Origin of the sequence: Pseudomonas sp. G166, assembly GCF_037027455.2 — a bacterium.
Classification (GTDB): domain Bacteria; phylum Pseudomonadota; class Gammaproteobacteria; order Pseudomonadales; family Pseudomonadaceae; genus Aquipseudomonas.
Window position 1 is genome coordinate 2,095,098 of the sequence record NZ_CP146985.1, and the last position, 17,882, is coordinate 2,112,979.

Annotated in this window: 13 protein-coding genes; 9 read left to right on the plus strand and 4 right to left on the minus strand. The window is 60.6% G+C overall.

The features are described 5' to 3' along the window. Nucleotides 1-110 precede the first annotated feature (110 nt). Complete coding sequence (gene tusA / locus SGN16_RS09390) at nt 111-362, plus strand: sulfurtransferase TusA (RefSeq protein WP_003183455.1); 252 nt, start codon at nt 111-113, stop codon at nt 360-362. On the opposite strand, the gene SGN16_RS09395 is transcribed toward tusA, so the two are convergent. Beyond that, nucleotides 359-1,762, minus strand: a complete 1,404-nt coding sequence (locus SGN16_RS09395) for an MATE family efflux transporter (RefSeq protein ID WP_281728961.1) — start codon at nt 1,760-1,762, stop codon at nt 359-361. The genes tusA and SGN16_RS09395 overlap by 4 nt on opposite strands. Before the next feature lie 284 nt (nt 1,763-2,046). Between SGN16_RS09395 and pdxB the strand changes: the two genes are divergently transcribed. Then, the gene (gene pdxB / locus SGN16_RS09400) at nt 2,047-3,189 is read left to right on the plus strand and encodes a 4-phosphoerythronate dehydrogenase PdxB (RefSeq protein WP_210643665.1); all 1,143 of its coding nucleotides are present in this window, start codon (nt 2,047-2,049) and stop codon (nt 3,187-3,189) included. A 100-nt stretch (nt 3,190-3,289) separates the two neighbouring features. On the opposite strand, the gene SGN16_RS09405 is transcribed toward pdxB, so the two are convergent. Then, the gene (locus SGN16_RS09405; RefSeq protein ID WP_003199629.1) at nt 3,290-3,469 is read right to left on the minus strand and encodes a PA1571 family protein; all 180 of its coding nucleotides are present in this window, start codon (nt 3,467-3,469) and stop codon (nt 3,290-3,292) included. A 257-nt stretch (nt 3,470-3,726) separates the two neighbouring features. On the opposite strand from SGN16_RS09405, the gene SGN16_RS09410 reads away from it, so the two are divergent. Then, nucleotides 3,727-5,499, plus strand: a complete 1,773-nt coding sequence (locus tag SGN16_RS09410; protein WP_335944871.1) for an ABC transporter transmembrane domain-containing protein — start codon at nt 3,727-3,729, stop codon at nt 5,497-5,499. A 111-nt stretch (nt 5,500-5,610) separates the two neighbouring features. Here SGN16_RS09410 and SGN16_RS09415 read toward each other — a convergent pair whose 3' ends face one another. Then, nucleotides 5,611-7,539 carry a transglycosylase SLT domain-containing protein gene (locus SGN16_RS09415; protein WP_210643667.1) on the minus strand — a complete coding sequence of 643 codons (1,929 nt, stop codon included), beginning with the start codon at nt 7,537-7,539 and terminating at the stop codon, nt 5,611-5,613. Nucleotides 7,540-7,752: 213 nt separating this feature from the next. On the opposite strand from SGN16_RS09415, the gene SGN16_RS09420 reads away from it, so the two are divergent. Next, a complete protein-coding gene (locus tag SGN16_RS09420) occupies nt 7,753-9,666 on the plus strand; it encodes an ATP-binding cassette domain-containing protein (RefSeq protein WP_210643668.1) in 1,914 nt (637 codons plus the stop codon). 107 nt (nt 9,667-9,773) lie between these two features. On the opposite strand, the gene SGN16_RS09425 is transcribed toward SGN16_RS09420, so the two are convergent. Further along, on the minus strand, nt 9,774-10,214 hold the full coding sequence (locus SGN16_RS09425) for a universal stress protein (protein WP_210643669.1): 441 nt from the start codon (nt 10,212-10,214) through the stop codon (nt 9,774-9,776). 109 nt (nt 10,215-10,323) lie between these two features. Here SGN16_RS09425 and SGN16_RS09430 point away from each other — a divergent pair, with 109 nt between their 5' ends. The 5 genes from SGN16_RS09430 to topA all read left to right on the plus strand — a co-directional run bounded on the left by SGN16_RS09430 (nt 10,324) and on the right by topA (nt 17,794). Beyond that, complete coding sequence (locus SGN16_RS09430) at nt 10,324-10,761, plus strand: hypothetical protein (protein ID WP_210643670.1); 438 nt, start codon at nt 10,324-10,326, stop codon at nt 10,759-10,761. A gap of 606 nt (nt 10,762-11,367) precedes the next feature. Then, the gene (gene fadB, locus SGN16_RS09435; protein ID WP_335944870.1) at nt 11,368-13,515 is read left to right on the plus strand and encodes a fatty acid oxidation complex subunit alpha FadB; all 2,148 of its coding nucleotides are present in this window, start codon (nt 11,368-11,370) and stop codon (nt 13,513-13,515) included. Between the two features lie 30 nt (nt 13,516-13,545). After that, complete coding sequence (gene fadA, locus SGN16_RS09440) at nt 13,546-14,721, plus strand: acetyl-CoA C-acyltransferase FadA (RefSeq protein WP_210643672.1); 1,176 nt, start codon at nt 13,546-13,548, stop codon at nt 14,719-14,721. Nucleotides 14,722-14,829: 108 nt separating this feature from the next. Continuing rightward, a complete protein-coding gene (locus tag SGN16_RS09445) occupies nt 14,830-15,066 on the plus strand; it encodes a DUF1653 domain-containing protein (protein ID WP_135844527.1) in 237 nt (78 codons plus the stop codon). Nucleotides 15,067-15,181: 115 nt separating this feature from the next. Beyond that, complete coding sequence (gene topA, locus SGN16_RS09450; RefSeq protein WP_210643673.1) at nt 15,182-17,794, plus strand: type I DNA topoisomerase; 2,613 nt, start codon at nt 15,182-15,184, stop codon at nt 17,792-17,794. The last annotated feature ends 88 nt before the right edge of the window (nt 17,795-17,882 follow it).

Here is a 17,882-nt window from a genome sequence, read left to right on the forward strand (position 1 = left end):
CAAGCTGACCCACCGCCATCGCGAGTGACCTCGCTCCCACAGGCGTTAAGCCAGAGGGTGACCGAACGCCGACATTGCGCGACAATGCCGGCCAGTTTCAGGAGTAGAACATGAGTGAAATGAACGACACGCCGGTCGACGGCACGCTGGATGCCACCGGCCTCAATTGCCCGGAACCGGTGATGATGCTGCATCAGCACATCCGCGACCTGGCGCCTGGCGGGCTGCTGAAGGTGATTGCCACCGACCCCTCGACCCGCCGCGACATCCCCAAGTTTTGCGTGTTCCTGGACCACGAACTGGTGGCGCAGCAAGAGGAAGCTGGCACTTATCTCTACTGGATCCGCAAGAAACTCGCCTAACCCGTCGAGCGACTGATACGGATCTGCTTGCGCGCACTGCGGGTCAGGCGGATCGACAGCATCAGCGCCGCGCAGCTCAAGCCTACGATCAAGCCCTGCCACAGCCCGCTCGGGCCGCTGGCCGCGCCGAGCCAGTCGGTCAGGCCCAGGGTGTAGCCCACCGGCAGGCCAATGCCCCAGTAGGCGAATAACGTCAGGATCATCGTCACCCGCGTATCCTGGTAGCCACGCAACGCGCCCGCCGCCGTGACCTGGATCGCATCGGAAAACTGAAACAGCGCCGCGTAGACGATCAGCATCGACGCCACGTTGATGACCACCGGATCGGCGGTATAGATCGCGGCAATGGGGCCACGCAGGCTGAACATCAAACTCGCCGACAGGCAGGCGTACGCCAGGGCCGTACCCATGCCCACACCCGCTGCGAAGCGTGCTTCACGAGGCTGGCCACGCCCCAGCGCCTGGCCGACCCGCACCGTCACGGCCATGCCCAGGGAGTAGGGGATCATGAACACCAGGGAACTGAAGTTCAGGGCGATCTGGTGCCCGGCCACCACGGTGGCGCCGAGGCTGCCGATCAGCAGCGCGATTACCGCAAAAATACTCGACTCGGCAAACACCGCGATGCCAATCGGCAGGCCGATGCCCAGCAAGCGCTTGATGACCGCCCACTGCGGCCAGTCGAAACGGACGAACAAGCGGCTTGACTGATAGGCCGGTGCCCACCGGGCCCACCCGGCCATGCCCAGGACCATGACCCACATGACGATGGCTGTTGCCCAGCCGCAACCGACGCCGCCCATGGCGGGCACGCCCAGGTGCCCGTAAATGAAGATGTAATTGAGCGGGATGTTCAGCGCCAGCCCACACAAGCCCAACACCATCGCCGGGCGCGTACGACCCAGCCCGTCACTGAAGCAGCGCAGCACGTGATACAGCGCCACCGCCGGCAGGCCGGTGCCGATGCCGTGCAGGTATTCCATGCACGGGCCGATCAGCTCAGGATCGACATTCATGATGTGCAGGATCGGCTCGGCGCAGAACAGCGCCAGTGTCGCGATCAACCCCACCACCAGCGCCAGCCACAGTGCCTGGCGCACCAGCGGGCCGATCTGGTCGAACGTACCGGCACCGAAGCGCTGGGCGACTTTCGGTGTGGTGGCCAGCAGCGTGCCGGTCATCAACAGGAACACCGGCACCCAGATCGAGTTGCCCAATGCCACTGCCGCCAAGTCACGTGGGCCAACGCGACCGGCCATCACCGCATCGACAAAACCCATGGCGGTGGTCGCCAGTTGCGCCACCATGATCGGCAGCGCCAGGGCCAGCAGCGTCCTGAACTCCAGGCGAATCCGGGCAGGGCGGGAGAGGGTGGTGGGGGTGTCGATCACAGGGTTCACAAGGCAAGCGTCCGAAAAGATTAAGCGCAAGGCGGCGGATTCTACGCCTTGACGCGGTGGTCAGGAAAAAACCTGTGTTGTGGATTTGTAATCGTTCAACTGGCTTGCGAATACTTTGTGGCGAGGGGATTTATCCCCGCTCGACTGCGCAACAGTCGTAAAGTCGCAGGGGGTGCTGCGTACCCAACGGGGATAAATCTCCTCGCCACAACATCATTCGTTTCGGGTAATGCACAGGCCCAACGGAACGCCTACACTGCCCACCCGGCCAAAGGAGCTCTGCCATGCTGATCGTCGCTGACGAAAACATTCCCCTGCTTGATGCGTTTTTCCAAGGTTTCGGCGAAATCCGCCGAGTACCCGGGCGGGGCATCGACCGGGCGATGGTCGAGCAGGCCGATGTGCTGTTGGTGCGTTCGGTCAGCCAGGTCAATCGGGCGCTGCTGGAAGGCAGCAAGGTGCGCTTCGTCGGCACCTGCACCATTGGCACCGATCACCTGGACCTGGATTATTTCGCCGAGGCCGGCATCCGCTGGGCCAGTGCGCCGGGCTGCAATGCCCGTGGCGTGGTGGACTATGTGCTGGGCAGCCTGATGACCCTGGCTGAAATCGAAGGCGCGGACCTCAAGCAACGCACCTTCGGCGTAGTCGGTGCCGGCCAGGTGGGCGGGCGGCTGATCGAGGTGCTCAAGGGGCTTGGCTGGGCCGTGAAAGTCTGCGACCCACCGCGTCAGGCCGCCGAGGGGGGCGATTACGTAAGCCTGGAGCAGATCATCGAACAGTGCGACGTCATCAGCCTGCACACCCCGTTGACCCGCGACGGTGAGCAACCGACCTGGCACTTGTTCGACGAAGCGCGTCTGAACCAGCTCAAGCCTGGCACCTGGCTGATCAACGCGGCTCGCGGACCGGTGATCGATAATGCGGCCCTGCGTGAGGTGCTGCTGGAGCGTGAAGACCTGCAAGCGGTGCTGGATGTCTGGGAGCAGGAGCCGACCGTGGATGTCGACCTGGCGGACCTGTGCGTGATCGCCACGCCGCACATTGCCGGTTACAGCCTCGATGGCCGCCAGCGTGGCACGGCGCAGATCTACGAAGCCTTGTGCGGTTTTCTGGATCAGCCAGTTGAAGTCAGCCTCAGCGACTTGCTGCCGCGACCCTGGTTGGGCGGTATTACCCTGGACGCCGAAACCGACCCGGCCTGGGCCCTGGCGACGCTGTGCCGTGGCGTGTACGACCCGCGCCGTGACGACGCGGACTTTCGTCGCAGCCTGGTGGGGACGGTCGGCGAGCAGCGCAGTGCCTTCGATGCCCTGCGCAAGCACTATCCGCCACGCCGGGAAATCGACAGTTTGAAGGTTCGCATCGAAGGGGCGTGCCCGGCCTTGCAACAGATCGTGATCGCGCTGGGTGCCACTATCGTCTAGAGGCCGCCTTTGTGGCGAGGCCAGGGATCGCTGGCAGCCTCGTTCTTTCAGGCATAAAAAACCCGACATCAAGGTCGGGTCCAATTGAAGACGGGCTGTATCACTTTTGTTCGGCAGGTTTGACCAGTCGTTTCTCCAGTTCGCTGCACGCCTTCTGGATCATGTCTTCAGTGATCGGTACTTCGCGTCCTTGGGCATCGATGAACGAGCAGCCCAGGGACTGGTCCGGTTGTGTGCGGATCACTTGAATCTTGTCGTCGCTGCTGTGTTGCAAGGACATGGCCTGTCTCCTCATCAGGTTGTGTGCCTACTTTAATGTCGCCAGGTGACCGAGCCATGACACTCCTTGTAGGTTCATGGCGACAGCTCCACTCAATCAGAAACACAGTTGCGTTTCCAGTCAGACTTTAGACCGATAACATCTAGCCCCTAGTCGTTGCGGTCATATTTAACCTGACTCATTCTGATTCACGATGGTTCCGCTACGCTTCGTTGTCGCTGGTCGGCCTTTTCCTGCTGCATTATCGGATGTCCTTGATGCTCTCTTCCCAACAACGCCGGGCCATTCGCCTGGCCACTGGTTTCATTGCCCCTTATCGCAAGCAGGTAGTGGGTGCTTTACTGGCGCTGATTGTTACCGCCGGGATTACTTTGTCCATGGGCCAAGGCATTCGGTTGCTAGTGGATCAGGGCTTCATGACCCGTTCCCCGCACCTGCTCAATCAGTCCATCGGCCTGTTCATGGTGCTGGTGGTGGGCCTGGCGATCGGGACGTTTTCCCGTTTCTACCTGGTGTCGTGGATCGGCGAGCGGGTGGTGGCCGATATCCGCCGGCAAGTCTTCAATCACCTGGTGTACTTGCACCCGGGCTTCTACGAAAACAATCGCAGTTCGGAGATCCAGTCGCGCCTGACCGCCGACACGACGCTGTTGCAGTCGGTGATCGGTTCGTCGCTGTCGTTGTTTTTACGCAATGCCTTGATGGTGATTGGCGGCATCGTGCTGCTGTTCATCACCAATCCTAAGCTCACCAGCATTGTCGTGATCGCTTTGCCGCTGGTGTTGGCGCCGATCCTGGTGTTCGGCCGGCGGGTGCGCAGCCTGTCGCGCCAGAGCCAGGACCGCATTGCCGACGTCGGCAGCTATGTCTCCGAAACCTTGGGCCAGATCAAAACCGTGCAGGCCTACAATCATCAGGTCCAGGACGAACAACGTTTTTCCGTGACGGTGGAGCAGGCCTTTGACACCGCTCGCAAGCGCATCGCCCAGCGGGCCTGGCTGATCACCCTGGTGATCGTGCTGGTGCTGGGGGCGGTGGGCGTGATGCTCTGGGTCGGCGGCATGGATGTGATCGCCGGGCGGATTTCCGGTGGTGAGCTGGCGGCTTTCGTGTTCTACAGCCTGATCGTCGGCAGTGCCTTCGGCACCCTGAGCGAAGTGATCGGTGAGTTGCAACGAGCGGCCGGTGCGGCCGAGCGCATTGCCGAATTGCTCCGTTCGCAAAACATCATCCAGGCGCCGACCTCAGGTCTCGTGACGTTGCCTGAGCGGGTCCGGGGCGATCTGCGCCTTGAAGGCGTGCGTTTTTCCTATCCGTCCCGACCCGACAGCTACGCGGTCGATGGCCTCGACCTGACCATCCACGCAGGCGAGACCCTTGCCCTGGTTGGACCTTCCGGCGCCGGTAAGTCAACGGTGTATGACCTGCTGCTGCGGTTCTACGACCCGGTACAAGGGCAGATTTTCATCGACGAGGTGCCGCTGACCCAACTTGATCCGCTGGACCTGCGTCGCCATTTCGCCCTGGTCTCGCAAAACCCGGCGCTGTTTTTCGGCACGGTCGAAGAGAACATCCGCTATGGCAACCCTGGCGCGACGTCCGAGCAGGTGCGTGAGGCGGCGCAGATCGCCCACGCCCACGACTTCATCGAAAAAATGCCCGACGGCTACCAGACCCACCTGGGCGACGGTGGCCTCGGGTTGTCCGGCGGCCAACGCCAGCGCCTGGCCATCGCCCGGGCGCTGCTGGTGGACGCACCGATCCTGCTACTGGACGAAGCCACCAGCGCCCTCGACGCGCAAAGTGAACACCTGATCCAGCAAGCCTTGCCCAACCTGATGAAAAACCGCACCACCCTGGTCATCGCCCACCGCTTGGCCACGGTGAAGAACGCCGACCGGATTGCTGTGATGGACCAGGGCAAAGTGGTTGCCGTGGGTACCCATCAGGAGCTGGTTGCCAGCAACCCGTTGTATGCGCGGTTGGCGGCGTTGCAGTTCAATGTGGGGCTGGAGTCGGTAACTGACTGAGGACTGTGCGCTCCCACAAGGTCCAGTAACCGACCAAGTAATCGAGCAAAAAAAATGCCCGCATCTTTCGATACGGGCATTTTGCTTTCAGGAGCAGCTTGTCGCTAACACTCACTGATCATCGAAGTACCGCTCATGCCAGTCCACCAGCGGTTGCGGTGAGTTGAGCTTCTGGCCGTAGATCACCGAGTATGACAACACGTTCTGCACATATTGGCGGGTTTCGTCGAACGGGATGCTTTCGACCCATACGTCGAAGCTCAGGTGATCGGCGCCACGCAGCCACTGGCGCACTCGAGCGGGGCCGGCGTTGTAGGCGGCGGAGGCCAGCACGCGGTTGCCGTTGAACTGGCTGTGGACCTGACTCAGGTAAGCCGCGCCGAGCTGGATGTTCTTGTCGGGGTTCAACACTTGCTGCGGCGAGGCCAGGGGAATGTTGAATTTGCGCGCTGTGTCCTTGGCGGTGCCGGGCATCAACTGCATCAGGCCGGCGGCGCCGACGCCAGAGCGGGCGTCGTCCATGAAGGCGCTTTCCTGGCGGGTGATGGCGAACACCCAGCTTGAGTGCAGGCCGCGGACCTTGGCTTCACGCACCAGGGTTTCGCGGTGGGCCATCGGGAAGCGGATATCCAGGTCGTCCCAGTATTTGGCCTGGCTGATGGTGCGGATGGCCGGGAAATACCACTTCAGGTCATAGGCCAGCTTCGCCTGGGCGACCATTTCGTCCCGGTTGAAATGACGGCTGACGTGATACCACTCGCGGCGTCCGTCGACGATTTCCCCGCGGGCATGAAACTCCAGGGCCCGACGTACTCCCGGCGTATTGCGAACCTTGTTGATCAGCGCCTGGCTCATCACCAGCGGCTGGTTAACCAGTGAGTACGGCGACTGGGAACGGTCGGCGGCGAGGAAACCATAGAAGTCTCGTTCGCGGGCCAGATGCTTGTAGAGCGTCAGCGCTTCGGGATTCTGTGGCTGTGCCAACTCCAGCGTGCGGGCCTGCCAGTAGCGCCAGCGGTTGGTGGTGGCCAGCGACTCGGGCAGGCGACGGGTCAACTGGTAGGCGTCATCCCAGCGGGCCAGGCGTAGCAGCAGGCGCAGGCGCCACTCCGAAACGGTGTCATCCCGCAGTTCCGGGTCGTATTTGGTCATCACGTCCAGGGCGCGACCGTCGAAGCGCTTGGCCAGGGTCAGGCCGATTTCCCGGGCAATCGCGACTTTTTCATCCCGGGAGAAATGCATGGTGCTGGCATAGCCGTCCAGCAACGCCATGGCTTTGTCCGGGTCCTGGCGGGCCAGGCGGCGCAAGCCGAGACTGACGATATCGGACATCGGCTCATCGGCGGGGATGAAGCGCGATGGTTGATTGAGCAGTTCGGGCTTTTGCGCGACGTCCACCAGCAGTTTGCCGCGGGGGGCGAGGGTGGTCAGGCCGCTGGCCAGGCTGTTGGCCAATGGATAATTACGTGCCTGGGCGGCCAGTTTCGCCCGCTCCCAGCGCTTCTGTTCGGTCAACTGGCCCTGGGATGCCCACAGGCCGAACAACGCATCGCAGGCCTGCGGTTGGGATTTTCCGGTGAGCCACAACTTCTCGGTGTTGGCGTAACCTTCGGCCTTCAGCCCGTGGGTGAGCTGGTACTGGGCGTTGAGGCAGTCCAATTCGGTAAAATTGAGCTTGGGATCGTAGTACTTGACGAAGGTGTCCCAGTCGCCACGCTCGGTCAGCCAGCGCAACCAGCGCAGCTTCATCCAGTTGGCCTGGGGCAGGTCGCCGTGCTCGGCGAGGAATTTCTCGATCTCGGCGTTGCTCGCCGTCTTTAGGCGGGCGGTCAATTCGTCATAGGCCAGGTACGGCTCCAGCGGGTAATCGCGCAAGGCCTGGCTGTAGCGGAAGTAAGGGCCGGAATCACCCTTGGCCAAGGCGCGCTTGGCCTCGTCGTAATACTGGCGCTGGGTTGAAATATCCACCGCCTGAGCGGTTTGAACGGCAGTGGCACAGATGAAAAGGCAAGATATGGCACTGAAAAGGCGACTGCGCATGATACGTCCGGGCAGAAAAAACATGACAAGCCCAAGGGTTAACCCAGGGTAACTGTCTGTAGCTTAGCCTTTTGCCAGCAACCGGCGAAAGCTTTGCAGGGCCGTCTACGCAAGTTCGCAAGATTTGTTGTGCAGAGTGCTTCGGTGACGAAATTGGCGGACTCCTGAGGCCGCATCTCAGGTAGAATGCGCGCCCGGTTTTTGGAGAAGCTCATGACCCTGCTCAAATTCAGCGATGTGTCCCTTGCTTTCGGCGCTATGCCGTTGTTGGACAAGGTGTCCTGGCAGATCGCCCGTGGTGAGCGGGTGTGCATCATCGGTCGCAACGGCACTGGCAAATCCAGCATGATGAAGCTGGTCAAGGGCGATCAGAAGCCCGATGACGGCTCGGTCTGGCGCGCGCCAGGCCTGAAAATCGGCGAATTGCCCCAGGAACTGCCGGTGGCCGACGAGCGGACCGTGTTCGACGTGGTCGCCGAAGGCCTGGACGGTGTCGGCGCGCTGCTGGCCGAGTATCACCACCTGAGCCAGAACATCGTCACCGACGCTGACCTGGACAAGTTGATGCACGTGCAGCACGACCTCGAAGCCCGCGATGGCTGGCGTCTGCAGCAACTGGTCGACAGCACCCTGAGCCGCTTGCAACTGCCGGCCGACAAGACCCTCGCCGAGTTGTCCGGCGGCTGGCGTCGCCGCGTCCTGCTGGCCCAGGCCCTGGTGTCCGAGCCAGACCTGTTGCTGCTCGACGAACCGACCAACCACCTGGATATCGGCGCCATCGCCTGGCTTGAAGAAGCCTTGAAGGATTTCCAGGGGGCGGTGCTGTTCATCACCCACGACCGTTCTTTCCTGCAAAACCTGGCGACCCGCATCCTCGAACTGGACCGCGGCGGCCTGATTGACTGGAACGGCGACTACGCCAGCTTTCTGGTGCACAAGGAAGCGGCGCTGGCGGCGGAAGAAACCGCTAACGCGCTGTTCGATAAGAAACTGGCCCAGGAAGAAGTCTGGATTCGCCAGGGTATCAAGGCGCGCCGTACCCGCAACGAAGGTCGCGTACGGGCGCTCAAGGCCTTGCGCATGGAACGCAGTGAGCGTCGCGAGCGCACCGGCAAGGCCAACATTCAGTTGGATACCGCTGACAAGTCCGGCAAGCAAGTAATGGTGCTTGAGAACGTGAGTTTCGCGCACCCTGGCGGCCCGTTCCTGATCAAGGACTTTTCCATGGTGCTGCAGCGTGGCGATCGCATCGGCCTGCTGGGCGCCAACGGTACCGGCAAGACCACCTTGCTCAAGCTGATGCTCGGCGGCCTGGTACCGACCAGCGGCACGGTGGAAGAGGGCACGAAGATCGACGTCGCCTACTTCGACCAGTTACGCCATCAGCTGGACCTGGAAAAGACAGTGATCGACAACGTTGCCGAAGGTCGCGATTTCATCGATATCGATGGCCAGAGCCGCCATGTGCTGAGCTACCTTGGCGATTTCCTCTTCAGCCCCCAGCGTGCCCGTACGCCGGTCAAGGCGCTGTCCGGTGGTGAGCGTGCTCGTCTGTTGCTCGCCAAGCTGTTCAGCAAGCCGGCGAACCTGCTGGTACTCGACGAACCGACCAACGACCTGGACGTGGAAACCCTCGAGCTGCTGGAAGAGGTGCTGTTGACCTTCAATGGCACCGTGCTGATGGTCAGCCACGACCGGGCATTCCTCGACAACGTGGTCACCAGCACCCTGGTGTTCGAAGGCGAAGGCCTGGTTCGCGAATACGTGGGTGGTTATCAGGATTGGCTGCGCCAGGGCGGTTCGCCGCGTCTTCTGGGTGTGACCGAGAGCAAGTCCGGCAAGGCCGACCTGAATTCGGCCGTGGTCAAGGCCGAGCCTGCCCCGGTTGCAGCTGCGGCGGCCCCGGCGAAAAAGAAGCTCAGCTACAAGTTGCAGCGCGAGCTGGAAGCGTTGCCGGGTGATATCGACGCGAAGGAACAGCAGATCGCAGCGGTGGAGGCCGAAATGGCCGATTCCGGGTTCTACCAGCGGCCCGCCACCGAAACCGCCAAGGTGATCGCGCACCTGGAGCAGTTGCAGGCCGAGTTGGATGCACTGGTCGAGCGCTGGGCTGAACTGGACGCTTGATCTGCCGGTGCAAGGAGTCCCGGCATTCAGCGATGAATGCCGGGATTTCCATTTGTAAACGCTATGCCTTGTGGGCGCGAGCCTGCTCGCTCCCCCAGGGTTAGGTTTTATGTGCGCTTGACCAGATGCACCGCCAGCACATCGCAAGGCGCGCCGTGCAATACATCGTTGGCGGTAGAGCCCAGCAACAGGGCCAAGCCGTGGCGGCCATGGCTGCCGACGACGATCAGGTCGCAGCCCTGTTCCTTGGCCAGGTGATGGATCTCCTGGCGTGGCTGGCCGTAGGTCAGGTGGCAGTTTTCCTTTTTCAGGTCGGGGTACTTCACGATCAATCGGTCCAGGCGCTCCTTGGCTTGATCGAATTGTTGTTGCTGCAACTGGGAAAGGTCCATCGGCACGTCACCGCCGAAAGCCATGGCCATGGGTTCGACGATATGCACCAGCGACAGTTTGGTGTCTCTGTCGTCGCACAGGGCGCGAGCACGTTTGACGACGGGATCGCATTCTTCAGTGAGGTCGACGGCGACCAGGATGTGTTGGTAGTACATGGGAAACACTCCAGAGAATTGCGATACGGTAAGTATGGCTGGTTTCAAGCGCATTGACGGCGACGCGGGTCAACGTTCAATGGGCTCATCAGAATTCGGGAATACGAATATGACGGTCTGGATAGTGGTGTCAATCCTGTTGGTGGTGTTAAGCCCCCTGGCATGGTTGCGGCCGTCGCGTGTCCAGAGCGGTCGCATGGCCTTGCGCATGGAGGCGCGACGCCTTGGGCTGGCTATGCAACTGGCGCCGCAGGAGTGGCCGCACTGGCTAGGACAGCAGCCTCCAAACCCCTGTGCGCAGTACCACCGGCCCCGGCGCGGCAAGCAACCGGCGGTCTGGAGTTATTGGCAGACTGCGCCGGGCGTGTGGGTCAACCAATGGCGGGAAGTCTGTCAGGAGGAGGCATTGCTCAATCATTTCGAAAAATTGCCGGCTAACGTCTACAAGGTCGAAGCCGACCGGCAAATGATCGCCTTGTATTGGGGCGAGAAGGGTGAAGCCAGTGTTTTGCAGGACATTGCCGAGGTTTTGAAGGCGCTGGCCTGAATCTTCTGGCCTGAACTCTCCGGTAGGCGCTGTCGAGCCAAGCGAGGTTGCGATCTTTCTACGCTCGATTGAGTCTCAAGTGAAAATCAAAGATCGCAGCCTTCGGCAGTTCCTACGGGCATAAAAAAGCCCGACAGTCTCATCGGGCGGGTTGGCCAGGCAGGCCGGTAACCAGTTTGATGTCCGGGGCGTTCGTTCGCAACGTCCCTTGCTCCGAATATCCAGTTGCACTCCGGACAGCGTAGTCGGCTGAATCAGTTGTGCCTGGAATTAGGGCGACTTTTCTAATTATTGATTCTATGAATGGCTGCTCATGCAGCGCCGTGTTGCGGATCCGTGCAGTACGGAAATGACCGGAAAGTCGCGTTCAAGCCCCTGTTTAGGGCGATTGACAATTGTCGGAAATTCCGTGAAGGTGACGTACCCAAATCAAACGGGCGTATGAATTGAGCGTTTGTATTTTCAGAATGCTCCTACAGAACCCCGACTATCGCGTTGACGGGTGTGCCTGGCGGATTGGCGTAGCATCGGCGGTAACGTCAATGCCGAACCAGCAGTCAGCGTTCAACGTGTACTGTTCAGCTTCCATATCGTGGAGATCAGTTGATGATTTACGAAGGTAAAGCCATCACGGTTAAGGCTCTTGAAAGTGGCATCGTCGAACTGAAGTTCGATCTCAAGGGTGAGTCCGTCAACAAGTTCAACCGTCTAACCCTGAATGAATTGCGTCAGGCTGTGGACACTATCAAGGCAGATGCTTCGATCAAGGGTGTGATCGTCAGCAGCGGCAAGGACGTCTTCATCGTCGGCGCCGACATCACCGAATTCGTCGATAACTTCAAGCTGCCCGATGCCGAACTGATCGCTGGCAACCTCGAAGCCAACCGTATTTTCAGCGATTTCGAAGACCTCAACGTACCGACCGTCGTGGCCATCAATGGCATCGCCCTGGGTGGCGGCCTGGAAATGTGCCTGGCGGCGGATTACCGCGTCATGTCCACCGTGGCCAAGATCGGCCTGCCGGAAGTCAAGCTGGGCATCTACCCGGGCTTCGGCGGCACCGTGCGCCTGCCGCGCCTGATCGGTGCCGACAACGCCATCGAATGGATTGCCGCTGGCAAGGAAAACCGTGCTGAAGACGCGCTGAAGGTCGGCGCCGTGGATGCGGTGGTCGAGCCAGGCAAACTCCAGGAAGCGGCCCTTGAAACGATCAAGCGCGCCATCAGCGGCGAGTTCGACTACAGGGCCAAGCGTCAGCCGAAGCTGGAAAAGCTCAAGCTCAACGCCATCGAACAAATGATGGCCTTCGAAACCGCCAAAGGTTTCGTCGCCGGTCAAGCAGGCCCGAACTACCCGGCGCCGGTCGAAGCGATCAAGACCATCCAGAAAGCTGCGAGCTTCGGTCGCGACAAAGCCCTGGAAGTCGAGGCCGCTGGTTTCGTCAAGCTGGCCAAGACCTCGGCAGCGCAAAGCCTGATCGGTCTGTTCCTCAATGACCAGGAACTGAAGAAAAAGGCCAAGGCCTACGACGAAATCGCCCGTGACGTGAAGCAGGCCGCCGTACTTGGCGCCGGCATCATGGGAGGTGGTATCGCCTACCAGTCGGCGTCCAAAGGTACGCCGATCCTGATGAAAGACATCAACGAGCACGGGATCGAGCAGGGCCTGGCCGAAGCCGCGAAGCTGCTGGTGGGCCGCGTCGACAAAGGTCGCATGACCGCTGCGAAGATGGCCGAAGTGCTCAATGGCATTCGTCCGACCCTTTCCTACGGCGATTTCGGCCATGTCGACCTGGTGGTCGAAGCGGTTGTCGAAAATCCGAAGGTCAAGCAAGCGGTACTGGCTGAAGTCGAAGACAAGGTCAAAGAGGACACCATCCTCGCGTCGAACACCTCGACCATTTCCATTTCGCTGCTGGCCAAGGCCCTCAAGCGTCCGGAAAACTTCGTCGGCATGCACTTCTTCAACCCGGTGCACATGATGCCGCTGGTAGAAGTGATCCGTGGCGAGAAGTCCAGTGAGCTGGCGATTGCCACCACCGTGGCCTACGCCAAGAAAATGGGCAAGAACCCGATCGTCGTCAACGATTGCCCGGGCTTTCTGGTCAACCGCGTGCTGTTCCCGTATTTCGGCGGCTTCGCCAAGCTGGTCAGTGCCGGTGTGGACTTCGTGCGCATCGACAAGATCATGGAAAAATTCGGCTGGCCGATGGGCCCTGCGTACCTGATGGACGTGGTCGGCATCGACACCGGCCACCACGGTCGCGATGTCATGGCGGAAGGCTTCCCGGACCGCATGAAAGACGACCGTCGTTCGGCCGTCGACGTGCTCTACGAAGCCAAGCGCCTGGGCCAGAAGAACGGCAAGGGCTTCTACGCCTATGAGACCGACAAGCGCGGCAAGCAAAAGAAGGTGGCCGACTCGTCGGTGCTGGAAGTGCTCAAGCCGATCGTCTACGAGCAGCGCGAAGTCACCGACGAGGACATCATCAACTGGATGATGATCCCGTTGTGCCTCGAGACCGTGCGTTGCCTGGAAGACGGCATTGTCGAAACCGCCGCCGAAGCCGACATGGGTCTGGTCTACGGTATCGGTTTCCCTCCATTCCGTGGCGGTGCGCTGCGCTACATCGATTCGATCGGTGTGGCCGAGTTCGTTGCCCTGGCTGACCAGTACGCTGATTTGGGCGCGCTGTACCACCCAACCGCGAAGCTGCGTGAGATGGCCAAGAACGGCCAGAGCTTCTTCGGTTAAGCGCCCAACGACTAGAGCGAGAGAACATTTATGAGCTTGAATCCTAGAGACGTCGTGATTGTCGACTTCGGTCGTACACCGATGGGCCGCTCCAAGGGCGGCATGCACCGCAATACCCGCGCCGAAGACATGTCGGCGCACCTGATCAGCAAGCTGCTGGAACGCAACGTCAAGGTCGACCCCAACGAAGTCGAAGACGTGATCTGGGGCTGTGTGAACCAGACCCTGGAGCAGGGCTGGAACATCGCCCGCATGGCCTCGCTGATGACCCAGATTCCTCACACCGCGGCCGGCCAGACTGTCAGCCGCCTGTGCGGTTCGTCCATGAGCGCGCTGCACACCGCAGCCCAGGCGATCATGACCGGCAACGGTGACGTGTTCGTCGTCGGCGGTGTCGAGCACATGGGCCACGTGAGCATGATGCACGGTGTCGATCCGAACCCGCACATGTCGCTGTACGCGGCGAAAGCCTCGGGCATGATGGGTCTGACTGCGGAAATGCTCGGCAAAATGCACGGTATCACCCGCGAACAGCAGGACGCCTTCGGCGTGCGCTCCCACCAGCTCGCTCACAAGGCGACCGTGGAAGGCAAGTTCAAGGATGAGATCATCCCGATGCAGGGTTACGACGAGAATGGCTTCCTGAAGCTGTTCGACTACGATGAAACCATTCGTCCGGAAACCACCCTGGAAAGCCTGGCGGCCCTCAAGCCGGCCTTCAATCCCAAGGGCGGCACCGTGACAGCGGGTACCTCGTCGCAGATCACCGACGGCGCGTCGTGCATGATCGTGATGTCGGCCCAGCGCGCCCAGGACCTGGGTATCCAGCCGATGGCGGTGATTCGTTCGATGGCCGTGGCGGGTGTGGACCCGGCGATCATGGGCTATGGTCCAGTACCGGCCACGCAGAAAGCCTTGAAGCGTGCAGGCCTTGGCATTTCCGATATCGACTTCTTCGAACTCAATGAAGCTTTCGCTGCACAGGCCCTGCCCGTGCTGAAAGATCTGAAAGTGCTCGACAAGATGAACGAGAAGGTTAACCTGCACGGCGGCGCGATCGCCCTGGGTCACCCGTTCGGTTGCTCCGGTGCGCGTATCTCCGGCACCTTGCTCAACGTCATGAAGCAGAACGGCGGCACCTTTGGGGTGTCCACCATGTGCATTGGCCTCGGCCAGGGCATCGCCACTGTCTTCGAACGCGTCTAAGCGTTGCGTTGATGGAAGCCGGGGCCAAGTGCCCCGGTTTTTGTTTTTCCGGGTTTAGTAGAAAAGATTTTGTTTTTATTTTGAAAAGATTTCAGTGAGGGCCAAAGCATGCCGATACAACCTGGGCTCTACCAACATTACAAAGGTCCGCAGTACCGCGTATTCAGTATCGCGCGGCACTCCGAGACCGAGGAAGAAGTGGTCTTCTATCAAGCCCTGTATGGCGATTACGGCTTTTGGGTGAGGCCCTTGAGCATGTTCGAAGAGTCCGTCGAGGTTGACGGCGAACAGGTGCCGCGCTTTGCTTTGGTGCAGGCCGAAGAGAGCCTTTTTTCCAAGCCTTGAGGGCAGTCTGCGGGAAACCCTGCGCTTGACCTCACCTTGTAGCCACTATATATAGCGGTGCCGCGTCAGGCGCCAACCGCCTTTCACTTTTTAGAATTCAGGAATTTTCTGATCCATGGGCAAATCGCTGGTCATTGTGGAATCCCCGGCTAAGGCCAAGACCATCAACAAGTATCTGGGCAACCAATACGTGGTGAAGTCGAGTATCGGCCATATCCGAGACCTGCCCACCAGCGGTTCGGCTAGCGCCAGCAAGGAGCCTGCCGCCAAGCGCGGCAAGGCTGCTGCCGGTGAAGCGCCGGCGCTGTCGCCCAAGGACAAGGCGCGCAAGCAGCTCGTCTCACGCATGGGTGTCGATCCGGAACATGGCTGGAAAGCCAAGTACGAGATCCTCCCGGGCAAGGAAAAGGTCATCGAAGAGCTGCGTCGGCTCGCCAAGGATGCCGACACCATCTATCTCGCGACGGACTTGGACCGCGAAGGGGAAGCCATTGCCTGGCACCTGCGCGAAGCCATCGGTGGGGATGACAGCCGCTATAAGCGCGTGGTGTTCAACGAAATCACCAAGAAGGCTATCCAGGAAGCCTTTTCCCAGCCAGGCGAGCTGGACATCGATCGGGTCAACGCCCAGCAAGCGCGTCGCTTTCTCGATCGCGTGGTGGGTTACATGGTTTCGCCACTGCTGTGGGCCAAGATCGCCCGCGGCCTGTCTGCCGGTCGCGTGCAATCGGTCGCGGTGAAGCTGGTGGTGGAACGCGAGCGGGAGATCCGCGCGTTCATCCCTGAAGAGTATTGGGAAGTCCACGCCGACCTCGGTACCGCCAAGGGCGCCACCGTGCGCTTCGACGTGGCTCGGGAGAAGGGCGAAGCCTTCAAACCGCTCAACGAAGCCCAGGCCATGGCTGCCCTGGAGAAGCTCAAGGCTTCCAGCTACAGCATCGTCAAGCGCGAAGACAAACCGACCAGCAGCAAGCCGTCCGCACCGTTCATTACTTCCACGCTGCAACAGGCCGCGAGCAACCGCCTGGGCTTTGGCGTAAAGAAAACCATGATGATGGCCCAGCGTCTGTACGAAGCCGGCTACATCACCTATATGCGTACCGATTCGACCAACCTCTCGGCTGATGCCGTGACGATGGCGCGCACTTATATAGAAAGCGAGTTCGGCAAGAAATACCTGCCGGACACGCCGAACGTCTACAGCAGCAAGGAAGGCGCACAAGAGGCTCACGAAGCGATTCGTCCGTCCGACGCCAACACCGAGCCAAGCAAATTGTCGGGCATGGAGCGCGATGCTGAGCGCCTCTACGAACTGATCTGGCGCCAGTTCCTGGCCTGCCAGATGCTGCCGGCGCAATACCTGTCGACTACCGTAAGCGTCGGTGCTGGCGACTTCGAGCTGCGCGCCAAGGGCCGCATTCTGAAGTTCGACGGCTACACCCGCGTGATGCCGCAAATCACCAAGCCTGGGGACGACGACGTTCTGCCGGACATGGCCCAGGGCGATGTGATGAAGCTGATCAAGCTTGATCCGACCCAGCACTTCACCAAGCCGCCGGCCCGTTATTCGGAAGCCAGCCTGGTCAAGGAAATGGAAAAGCGTGGCATCGGTCGTCCTTCGACCTACGCGGCGATCATTTCCACCATCCAGGATCGCGGTTACGTGGCGCTGCACAACCGTCGTTTCTATTCGGAAAAGATGGGTGACATTGTCACTGAGCGTCTGTCCGAGAGCTTCTCGAACCTGATGGACTACGGCTTCACCGCCGGTATGGAAGAGAACCTCGACGATGTGGCCCAGGGCGAACGGGACTGGAAGAATGTCCTCGACGAGTTCTACGGCGACTTCAAGAAAAAACTCGAAGTGGCTGAAAGCCCTGACAACGGCATGCGGGCCAACCAGCCGGTCATGACCGACATTCCGTGTCTGACCTGCGGTCGTCCGATGCAGATCCGCACGGCATCGACCGGTGTCTTCCTCGGTTGCTCGGGCTACAGCCTGCCACCCAAGGAGCGCTGCAAGGCGACAGTCAACCTGGTGCCGGGCGACGAAATCGCTGCGGACGACGAGGGCGAGTCGGAATCCCTGGTATTGCGTGGCAAGCACCGCTGCCCGATCTGCAGCACGGCGATGGATGCTTACCTGCTGGATGAAAAGCGCAAGTTGCACATTTGTGGTAACAACCCGGACTGCGCCGGCTACGAGATTGAAGAGGGCAGCTATCGCATCAAGGGCTATGAAGGCCCGAGCCTGGAATGCGATAAGTGCGGCAGCGAGATGCAGCTCAAGACTGGTCGCTTCGGCAAGTTCTTCGGCTGCACCAACCCGACCTGCAAGAACACCCGCAAACTGCTCAAGAGCGGTGACGCGGCACCGCCGAAAATGGATCCGGTGAAGATGCCGGAACTCAAGTGCGAGAAGGTCAACGACACCTATATCCTGCGTGACGGGGCATCTGGCCTGTTCCTGGCGGCCAGTCAGTTCCCGAAAAACCGCGAGACTCGAGCGCCGTTGGTGATGGAAATCCTGCCGCATAAGAGCGAGATCGATCCTAAGTACCATTTCCTTTGCGAAGCACCGCAAAAGGATCCGGAAGGGCGCCCGGCGGTCATTCGCTACAGCCGCAAGACCAAGGAGCAGTACGTGCAGACCGAAGTCGACGGCAAGCCTACCGGCTGGAAGGCGTACTACGACGGCGGTAAATGGACGGTTGAAGACAAGCGCTGATCGCCTAGGCTTGTCTGAGGTAGGGAGGCTTCCTGTGGCGAGGGAGCTTGCTCCCGCTGGACGGCGTAGCCGTCCCCAACAAGCCCCA

Bases quoted from the DNA above. Each gene is read 5' to 3' on its own strand.
- tusA (WP_003183455.1), top strand. From the start codon at position 111: ATGAGTGAAATGAACGACACGCCGGTCGACGGCACGCTGGATGCCACC.
- pdxB (WP_210643665.1), top strand. From the start codon at position 2,047: ATGCTGATCGTCGCTGACGAAAACATTCCCCTGCTTGATGCGTTTTTC.
- SGN16_RS09405 (WP_003199629.1), bottom strand. From the start codon at position 3,469: ATGTCCTTGCAACACAGCAGCGACGACAAGATTCAAGTGATCCGCACA.
- SGN16_RS09410 (WP_335944871.1), top strand. From the start codon at position 3,727: ATGCTCTCTTCCCAACAACGCCGGGCCATTCGCCTGGCCACTGGTTTC.
- SGN16_RS09415 (WP_210643667.1), bottom strand. From the start codon at position 7,539: ATGCGCAGTCGCCTTTTCAGTGCCATATCTTGCCTTTTCATCTGTGCC.
- SGN16_RS09420 (WP_210643668.1), top strand. From the start codon at position 7,753: ATGACCCTGCTCAAATTCAGCGATGTGTCCCTTGCTTTCGGCGCTATG.
- SGN16_RS09425 (WP_210643669.1), bottom strand. From the start codon at position 10,214: ATGTACTACCAACACATCCTGGTCGCCGTCGACCTCACTGAAGAATGC.
- SGN16_RS09430 (WP_210643670.1), top strand. From the start codon at position 10,324: ATGACGGTCTGGATAGTGGTGTCAATCCTGTTGGTGGTGTTAAGCCCC.
- fadB (WP_335944870.1), top strand. From the start codon at position 11,368: ATGATTTACGAAGGTAAAGCCATCACGGTTAAGGCTCTTGAAAGTGGC.
- fadA (WP_210643672.1), top strand. From the start codon at position 13,546: ATGAGCTTGAATCCTAGAGACGTCGTGATTGTCGACTTCGGTCGTACA.
- SGN16_RS09445 (WP_135844527.1), top strand. From the start codon at position 14,830: ATGCCGATACAACCTGGGCTCTACCAACATTACAAAGGTCCGCAGTAC.
- topA (WP_210643673.1), top strand. From the start codon at position 15,182: ATGGGCAAATCGCTGGTCATTGTGGAATCCCCGGCTAAGGCCAAGACC.